Source organism: Paracidovorax wautersii, from assembly GCF_031453675.1.
GTDB lineage: Bacteria > Pseudomonadota > Gammaproteobacteria > Burkholderiales > Burkholderiaceae_C > Paracidovorax.
Map to the genome: position 1 here is coordinate 4,106,613 of NZ_JAVIZX010000001.1, position 15,381 is coordinate 4,121,993.

Consider the following 15,381-nt stretch of genomic DNA (forward strand, 5'->3'; position numbering starts at 1 on the left):
TCCCGCGTCACCGACTCCGTCAGCGCGCAGCTGCGCTGGCGTGCAGGCAAATCGCCGCAGCGGCTGCCACGTTCAGAGACTCCTCGCCTCCCGGCTGCGTGATCCGGATGTGCTGCGCAGCGCGCGCCTGCAGTTCGGACGAAACGCCCTGCCCTTCGTGCCCCAGAACCCACCCGCACGGCCAGGGCAACGCGGCTTGGTGAAGGTAGTCGCCCTCGTGCGAACTGGTGGCCAGCAGCGGCAGTTCCAGTGCCAGCAAGTCCTCGGGTGCCAGGCCCTCGACCATGCGCAGGGCGAAATGTGCGCCCATGCCGGCGCGCAGCACCTTGGCGCTCCACAGCGCGGCAGTTCCTTTGACCGCCGCGATCTGCACGAATCCGAAGGCAGATGCGCTGCGCAGGATGGAGCCCACATTGCCCGCATCCTGCAGCCGGTCCAGCACGACCGTGGGCAGCCCAGGCTGCAGGCCGGCCGCGGAGGGCAGATCGACCAGAAAACCCATGGGCGCAGCCGATTCCAGCCCACTGATGTCCGCCATGAGGGCATCGGCGATCACCACGTTCTTGACCGCGGCCTGCCCGTAAGAAACCTGTGCCTGGGGCCAGAAGGATTCGGAGAAAACGGCCATCGCGGGCCGGATACCCCGCGTGAGCGCAGCGCGGCACAGGTGGTCGCCCTCCAGCCACACACGCCCCTGCTTGCGGTACGCCGTGCTGTCCTGGGCCAGGCGGCGCAAGTCCTTGACGAGTGCGTTGTCGCGCGATTGGATGACGGTAATGGAAGAGGTCATGACAGATGTTGCTGGGTTGGCCGGCTCGCGGCGGCCACCGGACCAGTGGGTTGACAAGGCTGAGGCCGGAGCCTCACGCCATCGCCAGCACCACCTCGGAGATGCCCGCTGCCCGTACGCCCACCTGGGCCACGGGTGCAAAGGAGCGTCGATGCTGTGGACAGGCGCCATGCTCGCGCAACGCCAGCATGTGCTCGGCCGTGCCGTATCCCTTGTGCGCCGCGAAACCATACTGCGGAAACTCATCGTGCAGTTGCTGACACCACCGGTCGCGGTGCACCTTGGCCAGGATGGAGGCGGCGGAGATGGCCTGCACCCGCGCATCGCCCTTGACGATGGCATCGGCCGGTACGTCCAGTTGCGGCAGACGGTTGCCATCCACCAGCACATGGACCGGACGCAGCCGCAACCCCATCACGGCCCGCCGCATCGCCAGCATGGTCGCCTGCAGGATGTTCAGCGCATCGATCTCCTCGACGGTGGCCTCGGCGATGCTGCAGCACAGCGCCTTGGCGCGGATCTCGTCGAACAGCGCCTCGCGCCGCGTGGCCGTCAGCACCTTGGAGTCGGCCAGTCCGGCGATCGGATGGAGGTCGTCCAGGATCACCGCGGCGGCCACCACCGGGCCGGCCAGCGGCCCGCGGCCGGCCTCGTCCACACCGGCCACGAGACCGGGCGGATGCCAGGGCAGGCTGGCCTGCTCAGGCGGAGAGGATTTTCTGGATCGCATCAGCGGCCAATCGGGGGGTGTCGCGGCGCAGGCTCTCGTGCAGGGCCGTGAAGCGCTGCTCCAGCGCGGAGAGCGCCGCAGGATCGTGCGTGCGCGCATCCAGCCAGCGCTCGACCGCCTGGGCCAGCGCCTGCGGCGTGGCAGCGTCCTGGAGCAGCTCGGGCACCACGAAATCCCGGCAGAGGATATTGGGCAGTCCCACCCACGGCTGCAGCTGCTTGCGCTGCATCAGGCGCCAGCTGATGGGGTGCATGTGGTAGGCGATGACCATGGGGCGCTTGAAGAGCGCGGCTTCGAGCGTCGCGGTGCCGCTGGCGATCAGCGTGCAATCGCAGGCAGCCAGCACCGTGTGGGACTGCCCCGCGACGATGTGCAGCGCATCGCGCACGCCGCATTCCGCAGCGATCTGCTCAATCCGGGCATGCAGCGCCAGCACCGCGGGCACCACCATCTTCAGGCTGGGCCGCGTCTTGCGCAGCAGTGCAGCCGCCTGGAAGAACGGCCGGGCGATATAGGCCACCTCGGCGGACCGGCTGCCGGGGAGGATAGCCAGGACTTCGTCGTCCGAGCCCAGCCCCAACTGCGCGCGCGCCGCCAGCCGGTCAGGGACCAGCGGAATGACCTGGGCCAGGGGGTGCCCTACATAGGTGGCGTCGATGCCGTGGCGAGCGAGCAGTTCGGGCTCGAACGGGAAGATGCACAGCACATGGTCGGCGCTGCGGCGGATCTTGTCGACCCGCTCAGCACGCCAGGCCCAGATGGATGGGCATACGAAGTGCACGGTCTTGATGCCCGCAGCGCGCAGGTCGGACTCAAGACCCAGGTTGAAGTCGGGCGCATCCACACCGATGAAAACATCTGGACGCTCCGTCAGCAAATGCGCGCGCAGCTGCTTGCGGATGCGCAGGATGCCCCACAGCCGGCGCACCAGCTCGATGCTGTAGCCGTGCACCGCCAGACGCTCGCTGGGCCACAGGGCCCGAAACCCCCGGCGTTCCATCTGCGCGCCACCGATGCCTTCCGCGGTCACTGCAGGCCACTGCACATGCAGGCCGTCCAGAAGCAGGCCGGCCAGCAGGTCGCCGGACGTCTCGCCGGCCACCATCGCGATGCGCGGGGTGTCTTGCATGGCTGCGCGCTCCGGTTCAGCGCGCGATGCCGCGCGTGGAGGATGCGATGAAGTCCCGTAACAGGGCGATATCGCCTTCGGCCTCCGGATGCGCCGCCGGGAGTTCTTCCAGTGCCTTCATGGCGGCGTCGAGCGTAAGGCCCTGGCGGTACAACAGGCGGTGCGCCTGCTTGATCGCCGCGAGGCGCTCGGCAGAGAAGCCCCGCCGGCGCAGCCCTTCCAGGTTCAGGCCGCGCACCGCCAGCGGATTGCCGTCCACCATCATGAAGGGCGGTACGTCCTGCGAGATATGGCTGGCGAAACCGGCCATCACGTGGGCGCCCACCTTGGTGAACTGGTGGATGCCGGTCAGGCCGCCGATGATGGCCTGGTGGCCCACGGTCACATGCCCGGCCAGCGTCGCATTGTTGGCCAGCACGGTCTGGTTGCCCACCACGCAATCGTGCGCGATGTGCACGTACGCCATGATCCAGTTGTCGTCGCCGATGGTGGTCACCGACCTGTCCTGGGTGGTGCCCGTGTTGAACGTGCAGAACTCGCGGATGGTGTTGCGGTCGCCGATGACCAGCTCGGTGGGCTCGCCGGCGTATTTCTTGTCCTGCGGCGCCGCGCCCAGCGACGCGAACTGGAAGATCCGGTTGTCACGCCCGATGGTCGTGTGGCCTTCGATCACGCAGTGCGCGCCCACCGTGGTCCCCGCTCCGATGGAGACGTGCGGACCGATGACCGCGTACGGACCGATGCTGGCGGACGCATCGATGCGCGCCGCCGGGTCGACGATGGCTGTGGAATGGATGGTGCTCACGTACCCGCTGCCTCAACCCATCAGACGACGGAGCGCATGGTGCACATGATCTCGGCTTCGCAGGCGATGCTGTCGCCCACGCGGGCCACGCCCTTGAACTTGTAGATGCCGCCCTTGATGCGGTCCAGTTCCACCTCGAGGATCAATTGGTCCCCCGGTTCCACCGGGCGCTTGAAACGCGCGCCGTCGATGCCGACGAAATAGAAGACCTTGTCGTCGCCGGGCGCCTCGCCCATCATGTCGAACGACAGCAGCCCCGCGGCCTGGGCCAGGGCTTCCAGCATCAGCACGCCGGGCATCACCGGACGGGCGGGAAAGTGCCCCGTGAAGAACGGCTCGTTGATGGTGACGTTCTTCAGCGCCTGGATGCGCTTGCCCCGGTCGAGCTCGACCACACGGTCCACCAGCAGAAACGGATAACGGTGCGGCAGCAGCTTGAGAATTTGGTGGATGTCCATCATTGGTTGGGCGGTCTAGCCGTCCTTTAGTGTTTGTTCGAGAGCCTTGATCCGTTCGCGCAGGCGATACAGCTGCCGGAGCGTGGCGGCGTTCTTTTCCCACTTCGCATTTTCGTCCATTGGGAACACGCCCGTGTACTGGCCGGGCCGCGAAATGGAATGCGACACCACGGTGTTCGTGGAAATGTGCACATGGTCTGCAAGCTGCAGATGACCGAGGATGGAAGCCGCGCCCGCGATCGTGCAGTGCGCGCCGATCGTCGTGCTGCCCGCCACGCCGGACATGCCCGCCATCGCGGTGTGCTTGCCGATGCGCACGTTGTGGGCGATCTGGATGAGGTTGTCCAGCTTCACACCATCGTCGATCACGGTGTCGTCCAGCGCCCCGCGGTCGATGCAGGTGTTGGCACCGATTTCCACGTCGTTGCCGATACGCACCGCTCCGAGCTGCTCGATCTTGACCCACTCACCCTGGTGAGGCGCGAAGCCGAAGCCGTCGGCACCTATCACCACACCGGGATGCAGCAGGCAGCGGTCACCGATCTGGCAACCCTGGCCCACGGTGATGCGCGACGTCAGCACCGTCTGCGCCCCGATGCGCGCGCCCCGCTCCACCACGCACAGGGGTCCGATCACCGCCGTAGGGTCCACTACGGCATCCGGATCCACTACCGCGCTCGGATGCACCCCGGCTGCAGCACCGCCGGCCTGCGCGCGCTTCCACAACTGGGTAGCGCGGGCGAAGTACACATAGGGCGATTCGGCCACGATGCAGGCACCGCGAGCCAGCGCTGCCTCTCTCATCGAAGGCGCCACAATGACACAAGCCGCCCGGGAGGCGGCCAGTTGCGACTGGTATCTCGGGTTGTTCAGAAAGGCCAGATCGCCAGGCCCGGCGGATTCCAGGGAGGCGATACGGAGAATTTCCGTATCCCTGCTCCCCCCTTCCAACGTGCCACCGAGCGCATCGACGAATTGGCCGAGACGCAAGCTCACGCGCAGTCCGTCACAGCACCGGCATCACTTGCCAGCGCCATTCAGCGCCTTGATCACCTTGTCGGTGATGTCGTGCTTGGGATTGATGTAGACGGCTTCCTGCAGGATCACGTCGTACTTCTCGGCTTCGGCGACCTGCTTGACGACCTTGTTGGCGCGCTCGAGCACCTGGCCCAGCTCTTCGTTCTTGCGCGTGCCCAGGTCTTCCTGGAACTCACGGCGCTTGCGCTGGAAGTCGCGGTCCTGATCGACCAGCTGGCGCTGGCGCGTGGTGCGCTGGCTCTCGGCCATCGTGGGCGCTTCACGTTCGAACTTTTCCGATGCGCTCTTGAGCGCATTGCCCTGCTCGATCAGGTCCTTCTCACGCTTGGAGAATTCCTGCTCGAGCTTGGCCTGCGCCGCCTTGGCGGTGGAGGCCTCGCGGAAGATGCGGTCGGTGTTCACGAAGCCGGCCTTGAACTCCTGCGCCTGCACCGGTGCAGCGACAGCGACGGAGCCCAACAGAACCAGCAGCGAAATATGGCGAGACAGAGGTTTCATTAGAAAGAGGTTCCGATTTGGAATTGCAGTTTTTGGATTTTATCGCCTGCAAATTTGCGAACGGGCTGGGCGTACGCGATGCGCAGCGGACCCAGGGGGGAAATCCAGCTCAGGCCCAGGCCGGTGGAAGCGCGCATCTCGCTGAACTCCACCTTCTCGCCGTCGCCGTACACGTTGCCGGCGTCCAGGAAAGTGAACACGCGCAGCGTGCGGTCATTGCCGGCACCTGGGAAAGGAGCGACCAGTTCGGCGTTGAGCGTCACCTTCTTGGAGCCGCCCAGCGAAGCGCCGGTCACGTCGCGCGGGCCCAGGGTGCCCTGCTCGAAGCCGCGCACCGATCCGAGACCGCCCGAGTAGTAGTTCTTGAACACGGGGAAAGGCCGGCCGTTCATGCCCTTGCCCCAGCCCAGCTCACCATTGAAGGCCACGGTGAACTGCTTGTTCAGCGGCACATAGTGCTGGTACTGGTAGTTGCCGCGCACGTACCGCGCGTCGCCCGCCACCGACAGTTCGGAATTCAGGCGCTGGTAGCGCCCGCTGTTGGGCGCCAGGGCGCTGTCGCGGTCGTCGCGCGACCAGCCGATGGTCAGCGGCACAGCCAGGCTGGTCGAGCCGTAGCGATCCTGGTAGGCCAAGTAGGCGGCGGGAATGTTTGTGCCGGACTGGATCTCCGTCTGCTCGACGCCACCGCCGAAGAACACGGTGTCGGTCTCGCTGAACGGGATGCCGAAGCGTACGCTGGAGCCCAGGGTGGCCAGTTTGTAGTTGCCGCCCTGGTCCTGGTAGGGCCGGGTCGTGCGGTAGTACAGGTCCACGGTGCGGGAAATGCCGTCCTGGGTGAAGTACGGGTCGGTCGTGCTCAGGACCAGCGTCCGGTTGTATTTGCTGGTGTTGACGTCGATGCCCAGGTAATGGCCCGAGCCGAACACGTTCTCCTGCTTGATGCCGAAGGACAGCGAGATCTTTTCGGCACTGGAGAAGCCGGCGCCCAGCTGCAGCGAGCCAGTGGGCTTTTCCACGACATTCACCACCAGGTCGACCTGATCGGCGGTGCCCGACACTTCCTGCGTTTCGACGTTCACCTCGGTGAAGAAGCCCAGGCGGTCCACGCGGTCGCGCGACAGCTTGATCTTGTCGCCGTCGTACCAGGACGCCTCGTACTGGCGGAACTCGCGGCGGATGACTTCGTCGCGCGTCCGGTTGTTGCCGCCCAGGACGATGCGGCGCACATAGGCGCGGCGTGCCGGCTCGGCCCGCAGGACGATGGCCACGCGGTTGTTCTCGCGGTCGATCTCCGGAACGGCCTCGACGCGCGCGAAGGCGAAGCCGAAGTTGCCGAAGTGGTCGGTGAAGGCTTTGGTGGTCTCGGCGACCTTGTCGGCGTTGTAGGGCTCGCCCGGAACGATGGTGATGAGCGACTTGAACTCGTCTTCACGCTCAAGGTAGTTGCCCTCGACCTTCACGCCGGACACGACGTAGCTCTGGCCTTCCGTCACGTTGACCGTGATGGAGATGTCCTGCTTGTCCGGCGAGATGGCCACCTGCGTGGAATCCACGCGGAACTCCAGATAGCCGCGCGACAGGTAGTACGAGCGCAGGGTTTCCAGGTCGGCGTTGAGCTTGGCACGGGAGTAGCGGTCGGACTTGGTGTACCAGCTGAGCCAGCCGCCCGTGTCCTGGTCGAACAGGCCCTTGAGCGTGGATTCGCTGAAGGCCTTGTTGCCGACGATGCGGATGTCCTTGATCTTGGCGGGCTCGCCTTCGGTCACCGTGAAAGTCAGGTTCACGCGGTTGCGCTCGATGGGCGTGACGGTGGTCACCACCTCGGCGCCGTACAGGCTCTTGTTGATGTACTGGCGCTTGAGCTCCTGCTCCGCGCGGTCGGCCAGCGCCTTGTCGAAGGGCCGCCCTTCCGTCAGGCCCACGTCGCGCATGGCCTTCTTGAGAGTGTCCTTGTCGAATTCCTTGGTGCCGGCGAAGTCCACGTCGGCGATGGTGGGCCGCTCTTCCACAACCACCACTAGCACGTTGCCGGTGGCTTCCAAGCGGACGTCCTTGAACAGGCCCAGTGCGAACAGCGCACGGATGGCGGCGGAGCCCTTTTCATCGTTGTACTCGTCGCCCACGCGCAGCGGCAGCGATGCGAAGATGGTGCCGGGCTCCACCCGTTGCAAGCCTTCCACCCGGATGTCCTGCACCCTGAAGGGCTCCAGTGCCCAGGCGGCGTTGGCGGCAAAGACCATTGCGGCAACGGCTGCCGCGGTGCGCACGCCCATGCGATTGATGTGTTTTTTCATGAATGAAGCAGGAGGAACCGACCTTGCGACTGGCAGGCGGCGAACAGGTTAGCCAAAGAGCCGGGTGACATCGTTGAACAGGGCGATGGACATCATCAGGAGAAGCACCACGACACCGCCGCGCTGCAGCCGCTCCATCCAGGCTTCAGACACGCCCTTGCCGGTCACACCTTCCCAAAGATAATACATCAGGTGCCCCCCATCGAGGACGGGCAGCGGCAGCAGGTTGAGCACCCCCAGACTGACGCTGATCAGCGCCAGAAACACGAGGTACTGGGTGAGGCCCAGGCTGGCCGAACGGCCGGCGTAATCGGCAATGGTCAGGGGACCGCTGAGGTTCTTCAGCGAGGCTTCGCCGATGACCATGCGGCCCATCATGCGCAGCGTGAGCACCGACACCTCCCAGGTGCGGACCACACCGTTCCACAGGCCTTCGACCGGGCCGTGGCGCACGGTGACGAATTCGGGCTGCGCACCCACGTAGGCGCCCAGGCGGCCCACGGCCGCGCCCGAAGCGTCGCGCTGCAGTTCCGGTGTCACCGGCAGCGTGAGTTCCTGCCCATCGCGCAGCACGCGCCAGGGCTGCTGCAGCGGCTGTCCATCGCGCACGGAGGTGCGGATCAGCTCGCGCAGTTGCTGGCCGTCCACCACGTCCGTGGCACCGACGCGCTGCACCACGTCTCCCTGGCGCAGCCCAGCCCGTTCGCCGGCGCTGCCTTCCATGATCTCGCCCAGCACCGGGCGCGTCCACGGGCCCAGGATGCCGATCTTGCGGAACAGCTGGGCGTCCGCCTCACGGGTCTCGATCGCGGCCAGATCCAGCACGATCTGCCGATGGACGGCGCCCGGCGCGGGCTCGACGTCCAGCCGCACGTTCACGCCATCCAGCGCGCCGCGGGTCAGCGTCCAGCGCAGGTCCTCAAAGGAGCGGACGGCCTCCGGCTCTTCGCCGCCCAGGGCCGCGGACACCACCAGCTCGCCGCCGCGCAGGCCCGCCTGCTGGGCGACCGATCCGGCCACCGGGCTGGCCAGAAACGCCTTGGGCTCGTCCACACCAGCCCAGTTGACCACCGCATACAGGACGATCGCCAGCAGCAGGTTGGCCGCCGGACCCGCAGCCACGATGGCCGCACGGGAGCGCAGCGGCTGGGTGTTGAAGGCCAGATGGCGCTCGTGCGACGCGACGGGCGCCTCGCGCTCGTCGAGCATGCGCACATAGCCACCTAGCGGAACGGCGCCGATGACAAATTCGGTCGGCGAACCCTTGGGCTGCCAGCGCAATAGCGGGCGCCCGAAGCCGACCGAGAAGCGCAGCACCTTGACGCCGCAGGCCACGGCCACGCGGTAGTGGCCGTACTCGTGGACGGCGATGAGCAGCCCGAGCGCGACGATGAAAGCAACGACGGTCAGCAAGATGAATCCTTCAACGGGGTCGGCCTATAACTTCTGAATTCATAGCACACAGCGCTTGTCCAGCTTGCACTTCAAAGCCATTTGATATGCAAATGCCCGACACATAAGCGCATGCAGCTTCGGATTTCATAGCACTCCGAGGCCTGCTCAGTCCGCCAGCCGGCCGATGCACTGCCGCGCAACGGCACGGGCCTCGGCGTCCAGCGCCAGCAGGGCCGCCAGCGAATCCGGCTTGGAGGGTGCCAGGGCCTGCAAAGTTGCAAGATTGAGCTGGTGGATCTGGTCGAAGCGGATGCGCCGCCCGAGAAAGGCGTCCACCGCCACCTCGTTGGCCGCATTCAGCACGGCAGTCGTGCCGGGCGCGGCGCGCAGGGCCTGCCACGACAGGTGCAGGCCGGGAAAGCGGCGGGCGTCCGCCTCTTCGAAGGTCAGGGCCGCGAGCGTAGTGAAGTCCAGCCGCCCCGCCCCGCTCTCGATGCGCTCCGGCCAGGCCAGTCCGCAGGCGATGGGCACGCGCATGTCCGGCGTGCCCAGCTGGGCGATGACAGAAGCGTCCACGAACTGCACCATCGAATGGATGATCTGCTGCGGATGGATCACCACCTTGATCTGCTCGGGCGCCAGGTCGAAGAGCCAGCGCGCCTCGATGACCTCCAGCGCCTTGTTCATCATGGTGGCGGAGTCCACCGAGATCTTGCGGCCCATCGCGAAGTTGGGATGCGCGCAGGCCTGCTCGGGCGTGACGTCGCGCAGCGTGGCCGGATCGCGCGAACGGAACGGCCCCCCAGAGGCGGTGAGCAGGACATGGTCCACGCGCCGGGCCCAAGTGGACGGGTCTTCGGGCAGGCTCTGGAAGATGGCCGAATGCTCACTGTCGATGGGCAGCAGGGTCGCGCCGCCGTCGCGCACGGCGGCCATGAATACCTCGCCGCCGACGACCAGGGCCTCCTTGTTGGCCAGCAGCAGCCGCTTGCCGGCGCGGGCCGCCGCGAGGCAGGGCGCCAGGCCGGCTGCACCGACGATGGCGGCCATCACGGCATCCACCTCGGGATGCGACGCGATCTGCTCCAGCGCGTCCGGCGCCTCCAGCACCTCGGTGGGCAGGCCCCGGTCGCGGATACTGCGGGCCAACTCCCGCGCATGCTCGGCACTGGCCATGACGGCGAAGCGTGGGCGCAGACGCGCGCACTGGGCCAGCAGCAGGTCCACCTGCGTGGCCGCGCTCAGGGCGAAGACTTCGTAGCGATCGGGGTGGCGCTCCACCACATCGAGCGTGCTGGTGCCGATCGAACCCGTCGACCCCAGAACCGTGAGACGTTGTTTCATGCGGCAGCGAAAAGAGAAAGCATCATGGCCAGCGGCAGCGTCGGCAGCAGCGCATCCACCCGGTCCAGCACGCCGCCGTGGCCCGGCAGCAGGCCGCTGCTGTCCTTCACGCCGGCGCTGCGCTTGATGAGCGATTCGACCAGGTCACCCACCACGCTCATGGTGGCCATGAAGACGGCGCCGAGCAGCAGCAGCCACCAGCCCTTGGCGGCCAGACGGCTGTAGAAGCTGGGCACCGCGGCCTGCGTGGCGGCATCCACGGCAACCCAGGCGATGGCCAGGACCACCACCCCGGCCATGCCGCCCCACACGCCCTCCCAGCTCTTGCCGGGGCTGATCGCCGGGGCGAGCTTGTTCTTGGTGAAACGCAGGCCGAAGGTGCGGCCGGCGAAATAGGCAAAAATATCGGCCACCCACACGAGCACCAGCACCGACAGCAGGAAGTTGATGCCGACCATGCGGGCCTGGACCACGGCCAGCCACGCCATCCACAGCGCCAGGACGCCGGCGACCAGCCGCAGCCCGGCGGGCACGCGCGGCCAGCCCGGGACGCCCGCGCGCAGCAGCCAGGCGCCCGCCAGCACCCACAGGCCGCCGCCGATGGACCACAGCCACGGCCAGCCACGCTCCAGCCCGCCCAGCACCCAGGTCGCTCCGCACAGCGCCACGCAGGCCGCACCCACCAGCACCGCCGCGGCACCGCCGAGACCATTGAGACGTGCCCATTCCCAGGCCGCCGCGCCCATCAGGACCAGGACGACCAGCGTGAACGGCAGCGGCGAGGGATAGAACAAGGCCGGCAGCAGAATAGCCAGCAGAACCAGGGCCGTGATGACACGCTGTTTGAGCATGGAAGCCCTTTCGTTGGGAGGGAAGGATCAGGCGCGCAGCGGGCCTTGGGCCGCGGGTTGCGCCACCTGGGCCGACGTCTTGCCGAACCGGCGCTCGCGCGCGACGTACGCCGCAATGGCTTCGTCCAGGGCGGCCTCGTCGAATTCGGGCCACAGGCGCTCGCTGAAGTACAGCTCGGAATACGCAGCCTGCCACAGCAGGAAGTTGCTGATGCGCATCTCACCGCCGGTGCGGATGAGCAGATCCGGGTCTGGCACGTGCGCCAGCCCCATGACCGTGTGAAGGCTTGCTTCGGTGATCACCTCGCCGCGCGCGGCCAGCGTGGCAGCGGCCTGCGTGATGTCCCAACGGCCACCGTAGTTGAAGCAGATATTGAGGACCATCCGCTGGTTGGCGGCCGTCATCTCTTCCGCCTGCCGCAAGCCCGCGCGCACAGGCTCCGACAGGCCATCCTTGTCGCCCACGAAATGCAGGCGCACACCGTCACGCAGCAAATCGGGCACCTCTCGCGACAGCGCCTTGACCATCAGTTCCATGAGGCCGGAGACCTCGTCTGCGGGACGGCTCCAGTTCTCCGACGAGAAGGCGAAGACGGTGAGCACGCCGACGCCACGTGCCGCACAAGCCCTCACGCAGCGGCGCAGGGCATCCACTCCGCGCTTGTGGCCTGCCAGCCGGGGCAGGAAGCGGCGCGTGGCCCAGCGTCCATTGCCATCCATGACGATGGCGATGTGATGGGGCATGGCGCCCGGGATTGACGGCATGGAGGGCAAACGATCGGCTCCGGCGATGCGGATCAGACCGCCATGATTTCCTGTTCCTTGGACGCGACCAGGGCATCGATCTCGGCGATGTGCCGGTCGGTGACCTTCTGGACATCGGCTTCGGAACGCTTCTGGTCGTCCTCGGAGGCCAGCTTGTCCTTGACCAGCTTCTTGACGCCTTCGTTGGCGTCGCGGCGCAGATTGCGGATGGCCACCTTGGCGCCCTCGCCTTCGTTGCGCACGAGCTTGGTCATTTCCTTGCGACGCTCTTCGCTCATGGGCGGCATCGGCACGCGGATCAGGTCACCCATCGACGCGGGGTTCAAGCCCAGATCGCTCTCGCGGATGGCCTTCTCGATCTTGGCGCCCATGCCCTTTTCCCAGGGCTGCACGCTGATGGTGCGCGAGTCGATCAGGGACACGTTGGCCACCTGCGACAGCGGGACGAAGGAGCCGTAGTACTCGACCTGCACGGCATCGAGGAGCGCGGGGTTGGCGCGGCCGGTGCGGATCTTGGTCAGGTTGTTCTTGAATGCCGCGATGGACTGGTCCATCTTGGTTTCGGCGGTCTTCTTGATATCGGCAATGGTCATGTTGTTTCCTCAGCAGGAGCGGCGGTGGCGCAGCAGCGGCACCGAACCGTCAAGCGTACACCAGCGTGCCTTCGTCTTCGCCCATCACCACGCGCTGAAGAGCGCCGTGCTTGATGATGGAAAACACGCGGATGGGCAGTTTCTGGTCGCGGCACAGCGCAAAGGCCGTGGCATCCAGGATGCCCAGGTTGCGGGACATGGCCTCGTCGAACGACAGCTTGGTGTACCGCGTGGCCGACGGATCCTTCTTGGGGTCGGCCGTGTACACGCCGTCCACCTTCGTGGCCTTGAGCACGACCTCGGCACCGATCTCGGCGCCCCGCAGCGCGGCGGCGGTATCGGTCGTGAAGAACGGGTTGCCCGTGCCGGCGGCGAAGACCACCACCTTGCCTTCTTCGAGGTACTGCAGGGCCTTGGGGCGCACATAGGGCTCCACGACCTGCTCGATGCCGATGGCGGACATCACGCGCGCCGTCAGGCCCTGCTTGTCCATGGCGTCGGCCAGGGCCAGGGCGTTCATCACCGTGGCCAGCATGCCCATGTAGTCGGCCGTGGCGCGATCCATGCCAACCGAGCCGCCGGCCACGCCGCGGAAGATGTTTCCACCACCGATCACCACCGCCACCTGCACGCCCAGGCGCGTGACCTCGGCAATCTCCTCCACCATGCGGACGATGGTGGCGCGGTTGATGCCGAACGCGTCGTCCCCCATCAACGCCTCACCAGACAACTTGAGCAGAATGCGCTTGTGGGCTGGCTTGGCGAGGGTCATGGGGCGTTCTCCGTGAGGCAATGCAGTGGGGTTCAGGGTGGAAATACCAGTCAGCCGATCAAGCGGCAGACTTGGCAGCGGCGACCTGGGCAGCCACTTCGGCAGCGAAGTCGTCGACCTTCTTCTCGATGCCTTCGCCGACCACGTACAGCGTGAAGCCCTTGATGGTCGTGTTGGCAGCCTTGAGCATCTGGCCCACAGTCTGCTTGCCGTCGGCGGCCTTCACGAAGACCTGGTCGAACAGGGACACTTCCTTCAGGTACTTCTGCACGCCGCCTTCGATGCGCTTGGCAACGATTTCGTCGGACTGCACGGGTTTGCCTTCGGCTTCGGCCTTGGCCTTGTCTTCCGCAGCCTTGGCAGCGGCGACCGAACGCTCCTTCTCGATCAGCTCAGCAGGCACGTCAGCGCTGGTCAGGGCCACGGGCTTCATGGCGGCGATGTGCATCGCAACGTCCTTGGCGGCCACTTCGTCGCCTTCGAACTCGACGACCACGCCGATGCGCGTGCCGTGCAGGTAGGAAGCCAGCTTGGTGCCGGAGAAGTGCTTGAAGCGGCGGAACGACATGTTCTCGCCGATCTTGCCGATCAGGCCCTTGCGCACTTCTTCCAGCGTGGGGCCGAAGCCGTCCTGGCTGTAGGGCAGTGCACCCAGGGCTTCGACGTTGGCGGGATTGTGCTTGGCGACCAGTTCGGCAGCGGCCTTGGCCAGACCGATGAAGCTGTCGTTCTTGGACACGAAGTCGGTTTCGCTGTTCACTTCGATCAGGCCACCGTTGGAGCCGTCGATGAAGCTGGCGACCACGCCTTCAGCGGTGATGCGGGCAGCGGCCTTGCCAGCCTTGGTGCCCAGCTTCACGCGCAGCAGTTCTTCGGCCTTGGCCAGGTCGCCGTCGGCTTCCGTCAGGGCCTTCTTGCATTCCATCATGGGCGCGTCGGTCTTAGCGCGCAGTTCAGCCACCATGCTTGCGGTAATTGCAGCCATCTGTATTTCTCCAGTCTCTAATCAGTTCGTTACACGACAAAGGGTAAAAAAAAGGGGGCTCACCAGGGGCCCCGCTTTTCTTCGCGACGAATCGCGCGGCCGGGACTTCAGGCAGCGGTTTCTTCCACTTCCACGAATTCGTCCGAACCTTCCTTCACAGCCTTGACCACGTCGGTCACGGCGTTGGCGCGGCCTTCGATGATGGCGTCGGCGATGCCGCGGGCGTACAGCGTCACGGCCTTGGCCGAGTCGTCGTTACCGGGGATCACGTAGTCGATGCCTTCGGGCGAGTGGTTGGAGTCCACCACACCGATCAGCGGAATGCCCAGCTTCTTGGCTTCGGCCACGGCGATCTTGTGGAAGCCCACGTCGATGATGAAGATGGCGTCGGGCAGAGCGGTCATGTCCTGGATGCCGCCGATGTCGCGTTCGAGCTTGGCGATTTCGCGGGTGAACGTCAGCTGTTCCTTCTTGCTCAGGCTGTCCAGGCCGGTTTCCAGCTGGGCCTTCATGTCCTTCAGGCGCTTGATGGAGGTCTTGACCGTCTTGAAGTTGGTCAGCATGCCGCCGAGCCAGCGTTGGTCGACATAGGGCACGCCGGCGCGCTGCGCTTCGGTGGCCAGGATTTCGCGGGCCTGGCGCTTCGTGCCGACCATCAGGATCGTGCCGCGGTTGGCAGCCAGCTGCTTGGCGAACTTCTGGGCGTCCTGGAACAGCGGCAGCGTCTTTTCCAGGTTGATGATGTGGATCTTGTTGCGATGGCCGAAGATGTACGGGGCCATCTTGGGGTTCCAGAAGCGGGTTTGGTGGCCGAAGTGGACACCGGCTTCCAGCATTTCGCGCATGGTGACGGACATAGAAATCTCTCCGAAGGTTGGGTCTAAAATCCGGCCCCAATACTTGCGACCTGCAGCAATGCACAGGCCGCAAC

Annotated in this window: 16 protein-coding genes; all 16 read right to left on the reverse strand. The window is 66.1% G+C overall.

The window, feature by feature from the left end; all coding sequences use genetic code 11:
- Positions 1-19: 19 nt before the first annotated feature.
- The 16 genes from QE399_RS18490 to rpsB all read right to left on the reverse strand — a co-directional run bounded on the left by QE399_RS18490 (position 20) and on the right by rpsB (position 15,307).
- Entirely contained in the window at positions 20-790 is a 771-nt protein-coding gene (locus tag QE399_RS18490; RefSeq protein WP_309831060.1) for a TrmH family RNA methyltransferase, read from the reverse strand.
- Positions 791-863: 73 nt separating this feature from the next.
- The gene (gene rnhB / locus QE399_RS18495) at positions 864-1,520 is read right to left on the reverse strand and encodes a ribonuclease HII (RefSeq protein ID WP_309831062.1); all 657 of its coding nucleotides are present in this window, start codon (positions 1,518-1,520) and stop codon (positions 864-866) included.
- Positions 1,492-2,649 carry a lipid-A-disaccharide synthase gene (gene lpxB / locus QE399_RS18500; protein ID WP_309831064.1) on the reverse strand — a complete coding sequence of 386 codons (1,158 nt, stop codon included), beginning with the start codon at positions 2,647-2,649 and terminating at the stop codon, positions 1,492-1,494. Before lpxB ends, rnhB begins: the two co-directional genes overlap by 29 nt.
- Before the next feature lie 16 nt (positions 2,650-2,665).
- Positions 2,666-3,454 (reverse strand): acyl-ACP--UDP-N-acetylglucosamine O-acyltransferase, encoded by a 789-nt coding sequence (gene lpxA, locus QE399_RS18505; RefSeq protein WP_309831066.1) that lies wholly within the window; start codon positions 3,452-3,454, stop codon positions 2,666-2,668.
- Between the two features lie 20 nt (positions 3,455-3,474).
- Positions 3,475-3,915 carry a 3-hydroxyacyl-ACP dehydratase FabZ gene (gene fabZ / locus QE399_RS18510; protein WP_309831068.1) on the reverse strand — a complete coding sequence of 147 codons (441 nt, stop codon included), beginning with the start codon at positions 3,913-3,915 and terminating at the stop codon, positions 3,475-3,477.
- A 12-nt stretch (positions 3,916-3,927) separates the two neighbouring features.
- Entirely contained in the window at positions 3,928-4,908 is a 981-nt protein-coding gene (gene lpxD / locus QE399_RS18515) for a UDP-3-O-(3-hydroxymyristoyl)glucosamine N-acyltransferase (protein WP_309831070.1), read from the reverse strand.
- Positions 4,909-4,932: 24 nt separating this feature from the next.
- Complete coding sequence (locus QE399_RS18520) at positions 4,933-5,448, reverse strand: OmpH/Skp family outer membrane protein (RefSeq protein WP_309831072.1); 516 nt, start codon at positions 5,446-5,448, stop codon at positions 4,933-4,935.
- The gene (bamA, locus tag QE399_RS18525) at positions 5,448-7,745 is read right to left on the reverse strand and encodes an outer membrane protein assembly factor BamA (protein WP_309831074.1); all 2,298 of its coding nucleotides are present in this window, start codon (positions 7,743-7,745) and stop codon (positions 5,448-5,450) included. Before bamA ends, QE399_RS18520 begins: the two co-directional genes overlap by 1 nt.
- A 48-nt stretch (positions 7,746-7,793) precedes the next feature.
- Positions 7,794-9,161 carry an RIP metalloprotease RseP gene (gene rseP, locus QE399_RS18530; protein WP_309832187.1) on the reverse strand — a complete coding sequence of 456 codons (1,368 nt, stop codon included), beginning with the start codon at positions 9,159-9,161 and terminating at the stop codon, positions 7,794-7,796.
- A gap of 144 nt (positions 9,162-9,305) precedes the next feature.
- Positions 9,306-10,484, reverse strand: coding sequence for a 1-deoxy-D-xylulose-5-phosphate reductoisomerase (gene ispC / locus QE399_RS18535; RefSeq protein ID WP_309831076.1), 1,179 nt, complete (start codon positions 10,482-10,484; stop codon positions 9,306-9,308).
- Entirely contained in the window at positions 10,481-11,335 is an 855-nt protein-coding gene (locus tag QE399_RS18540; RefSeq protein WP_309831079.1) for a phosphatidate cytidylyltransferase, read from the reverse strand. Before QE399_RS18540 ends, ispC begins: the two co-directional genes overlap by 4 nt.
- A gap of 27 nt (positions 11,336-11,362) precedes the next feature.
- Entirely contained in the window at positions 11,363-12,100 is a 738-nt protein-coding gene (uppS, locus tag QE399_RS18545; RefSeq protein ID WP_309831081.1) for a polyprenyl diphosphate synthase, read from the reverse strand.
- A 32-nt stretch (positions 12,101-12,132) separates the two neighbouring features.
- A complete protein-coding gene (frr, locus tag QE399_RS18550; RefSeq protein ID WP_309831083.1) occupies positions 12,133-12,693 on the reverse strand; it encodes a ribosome recycling factor in 561 nt (186 codons plus the stop codon).
- Between the two features lie 49 nt (positions 12,694-12,742).
- On the reverse strand, positions 12,743-13,465 hold the full coding sequence (pyrH, locus tag QE399_RS18555) for a UMP kinase (RefSeq protein WP_309831086.1): 723 nt from the start codon (positions 13,463-13,465) through the stop codon (positions 12,743-12,745).
- Positions 13,466-13,523: 58 nt separating this feature from the next.
- Positions 13,524-14,450, reverse strand: a complete 927-nt coding sequence (gene tsf / locus QE399_RS18560) for a translation elongation factor Ts (protein ID WP_309831089.1) — start codon at positions 14,448-14,450, stop codon at positions 13,524-13,526.
- A 107-nt stretch (positions 14,451-14,557) separates the two neighbouring features.
- Positions 14,558-15,307 carry a 30S ribosomal protein S2 gene (rpsB, locus tag QE399_RS18565; RefSeq protein WP_309831091.1) on the reverse strand — a complete coding sequence of 250 codons (750 nt, stop codon included), beginning with the start codon at positions 15,305-15,307 and terminating at the stop codon, positions 14,558-14,560.
- Positions 15,308-15,381: the final 74 nt, after the last annotated feature.

Excerpts from the sequence above, each read along its gene's own strand:
- QE399_RS18490 (WP_309831060.1), bottom strand. The coding sequence starts at position 790 with ATGACCTCTTCCATTACCGTCATCCAATCGCGCGACAACGCACTCGTC.
- rnhB (WP_309831062.1), bottom strand. The coding sequence starts at position 1,520 with ATGCGATCCAGAAAATCCTCTCCGCCTGAGCAGGCCAGCCTGCCCTGG.
- lpxB (WP_309831064.1), bottom strand. The coding sequence starts at position 2,649 with ATGCAAGACACCCCGCGCATCGCGATGGTGGCCGGCGAGACGTCCGGC.
- fabZ (WP_309831068.1), bottom strand. The coding sequence starts at position 3,915 with ATGATGGACATCCACCAAATTCTCAAGCTGCTGCCGCACCGTTATCCG.
- QE399_RS18520 (WP_309831072.1), bottom strand. The coding sequence starts at position 5,448 with ATGAAACCTCTGTCTCGCCATATTTCGCTGCTGGTTCTGTTGGGCTCC.
- bamA (WP_309831074.1), bottom strand. The coding sequence starts at position 7,745 with ATGAAAAAACACATCAATCGCATGGGCGTGCGCACCGCGGCAGCCGTT.
- ispC (WP_309831076.1), bottom strand. The coding sequence starts at position 10,484 with ATGAAACAACGTCTCACGGTTCTGGGGTCGACGGGTTCGATCGGCACC.
- QE399_RS18540 (WP_309831079.1), bottom strand. The coding sequence starts at position 11,335 with ATGCTCAAACAGCGTGTCATCACGGCCCTGGTTCTGCTGGCTATTCTG.
- uppS (WP_309831081.1), bottom strand. The coding sequence starts at position 12,100 with ATGCCGTCAATCCCGGGCGCCATGCCCCATCACATCGCCATCGTCATG.
- frr (WP_309831083.1), bottom strand. The coding sequence starts at position 12,693 with ATGACCATTGCCGATATCAAGAAGACCGCCGAAACCAAGATGGACCAG.
- pyrH (WP_309831086.1), bottom strand. The coding sequence starts at position 13,465 with ATGACCCTCGCCAAGCCAGCCCACAAGCGCATTCTGCTCAAGTTGTCT.
- tsf (WP_309831089.1), bottom strand. The coding sequence starts at position 14,450 with ATGGCTGCAATTACCGCAAGCATGGTGGCTGAACTGCGCGCTAAGACC.
- rpsB (WP_309831091.1), bottom strand. The coding sequence starts at position 15,307 with ATGTCCGTCACCATGCGCGAAATGCTGGAAGCCGGTGTCCACTTCGGC.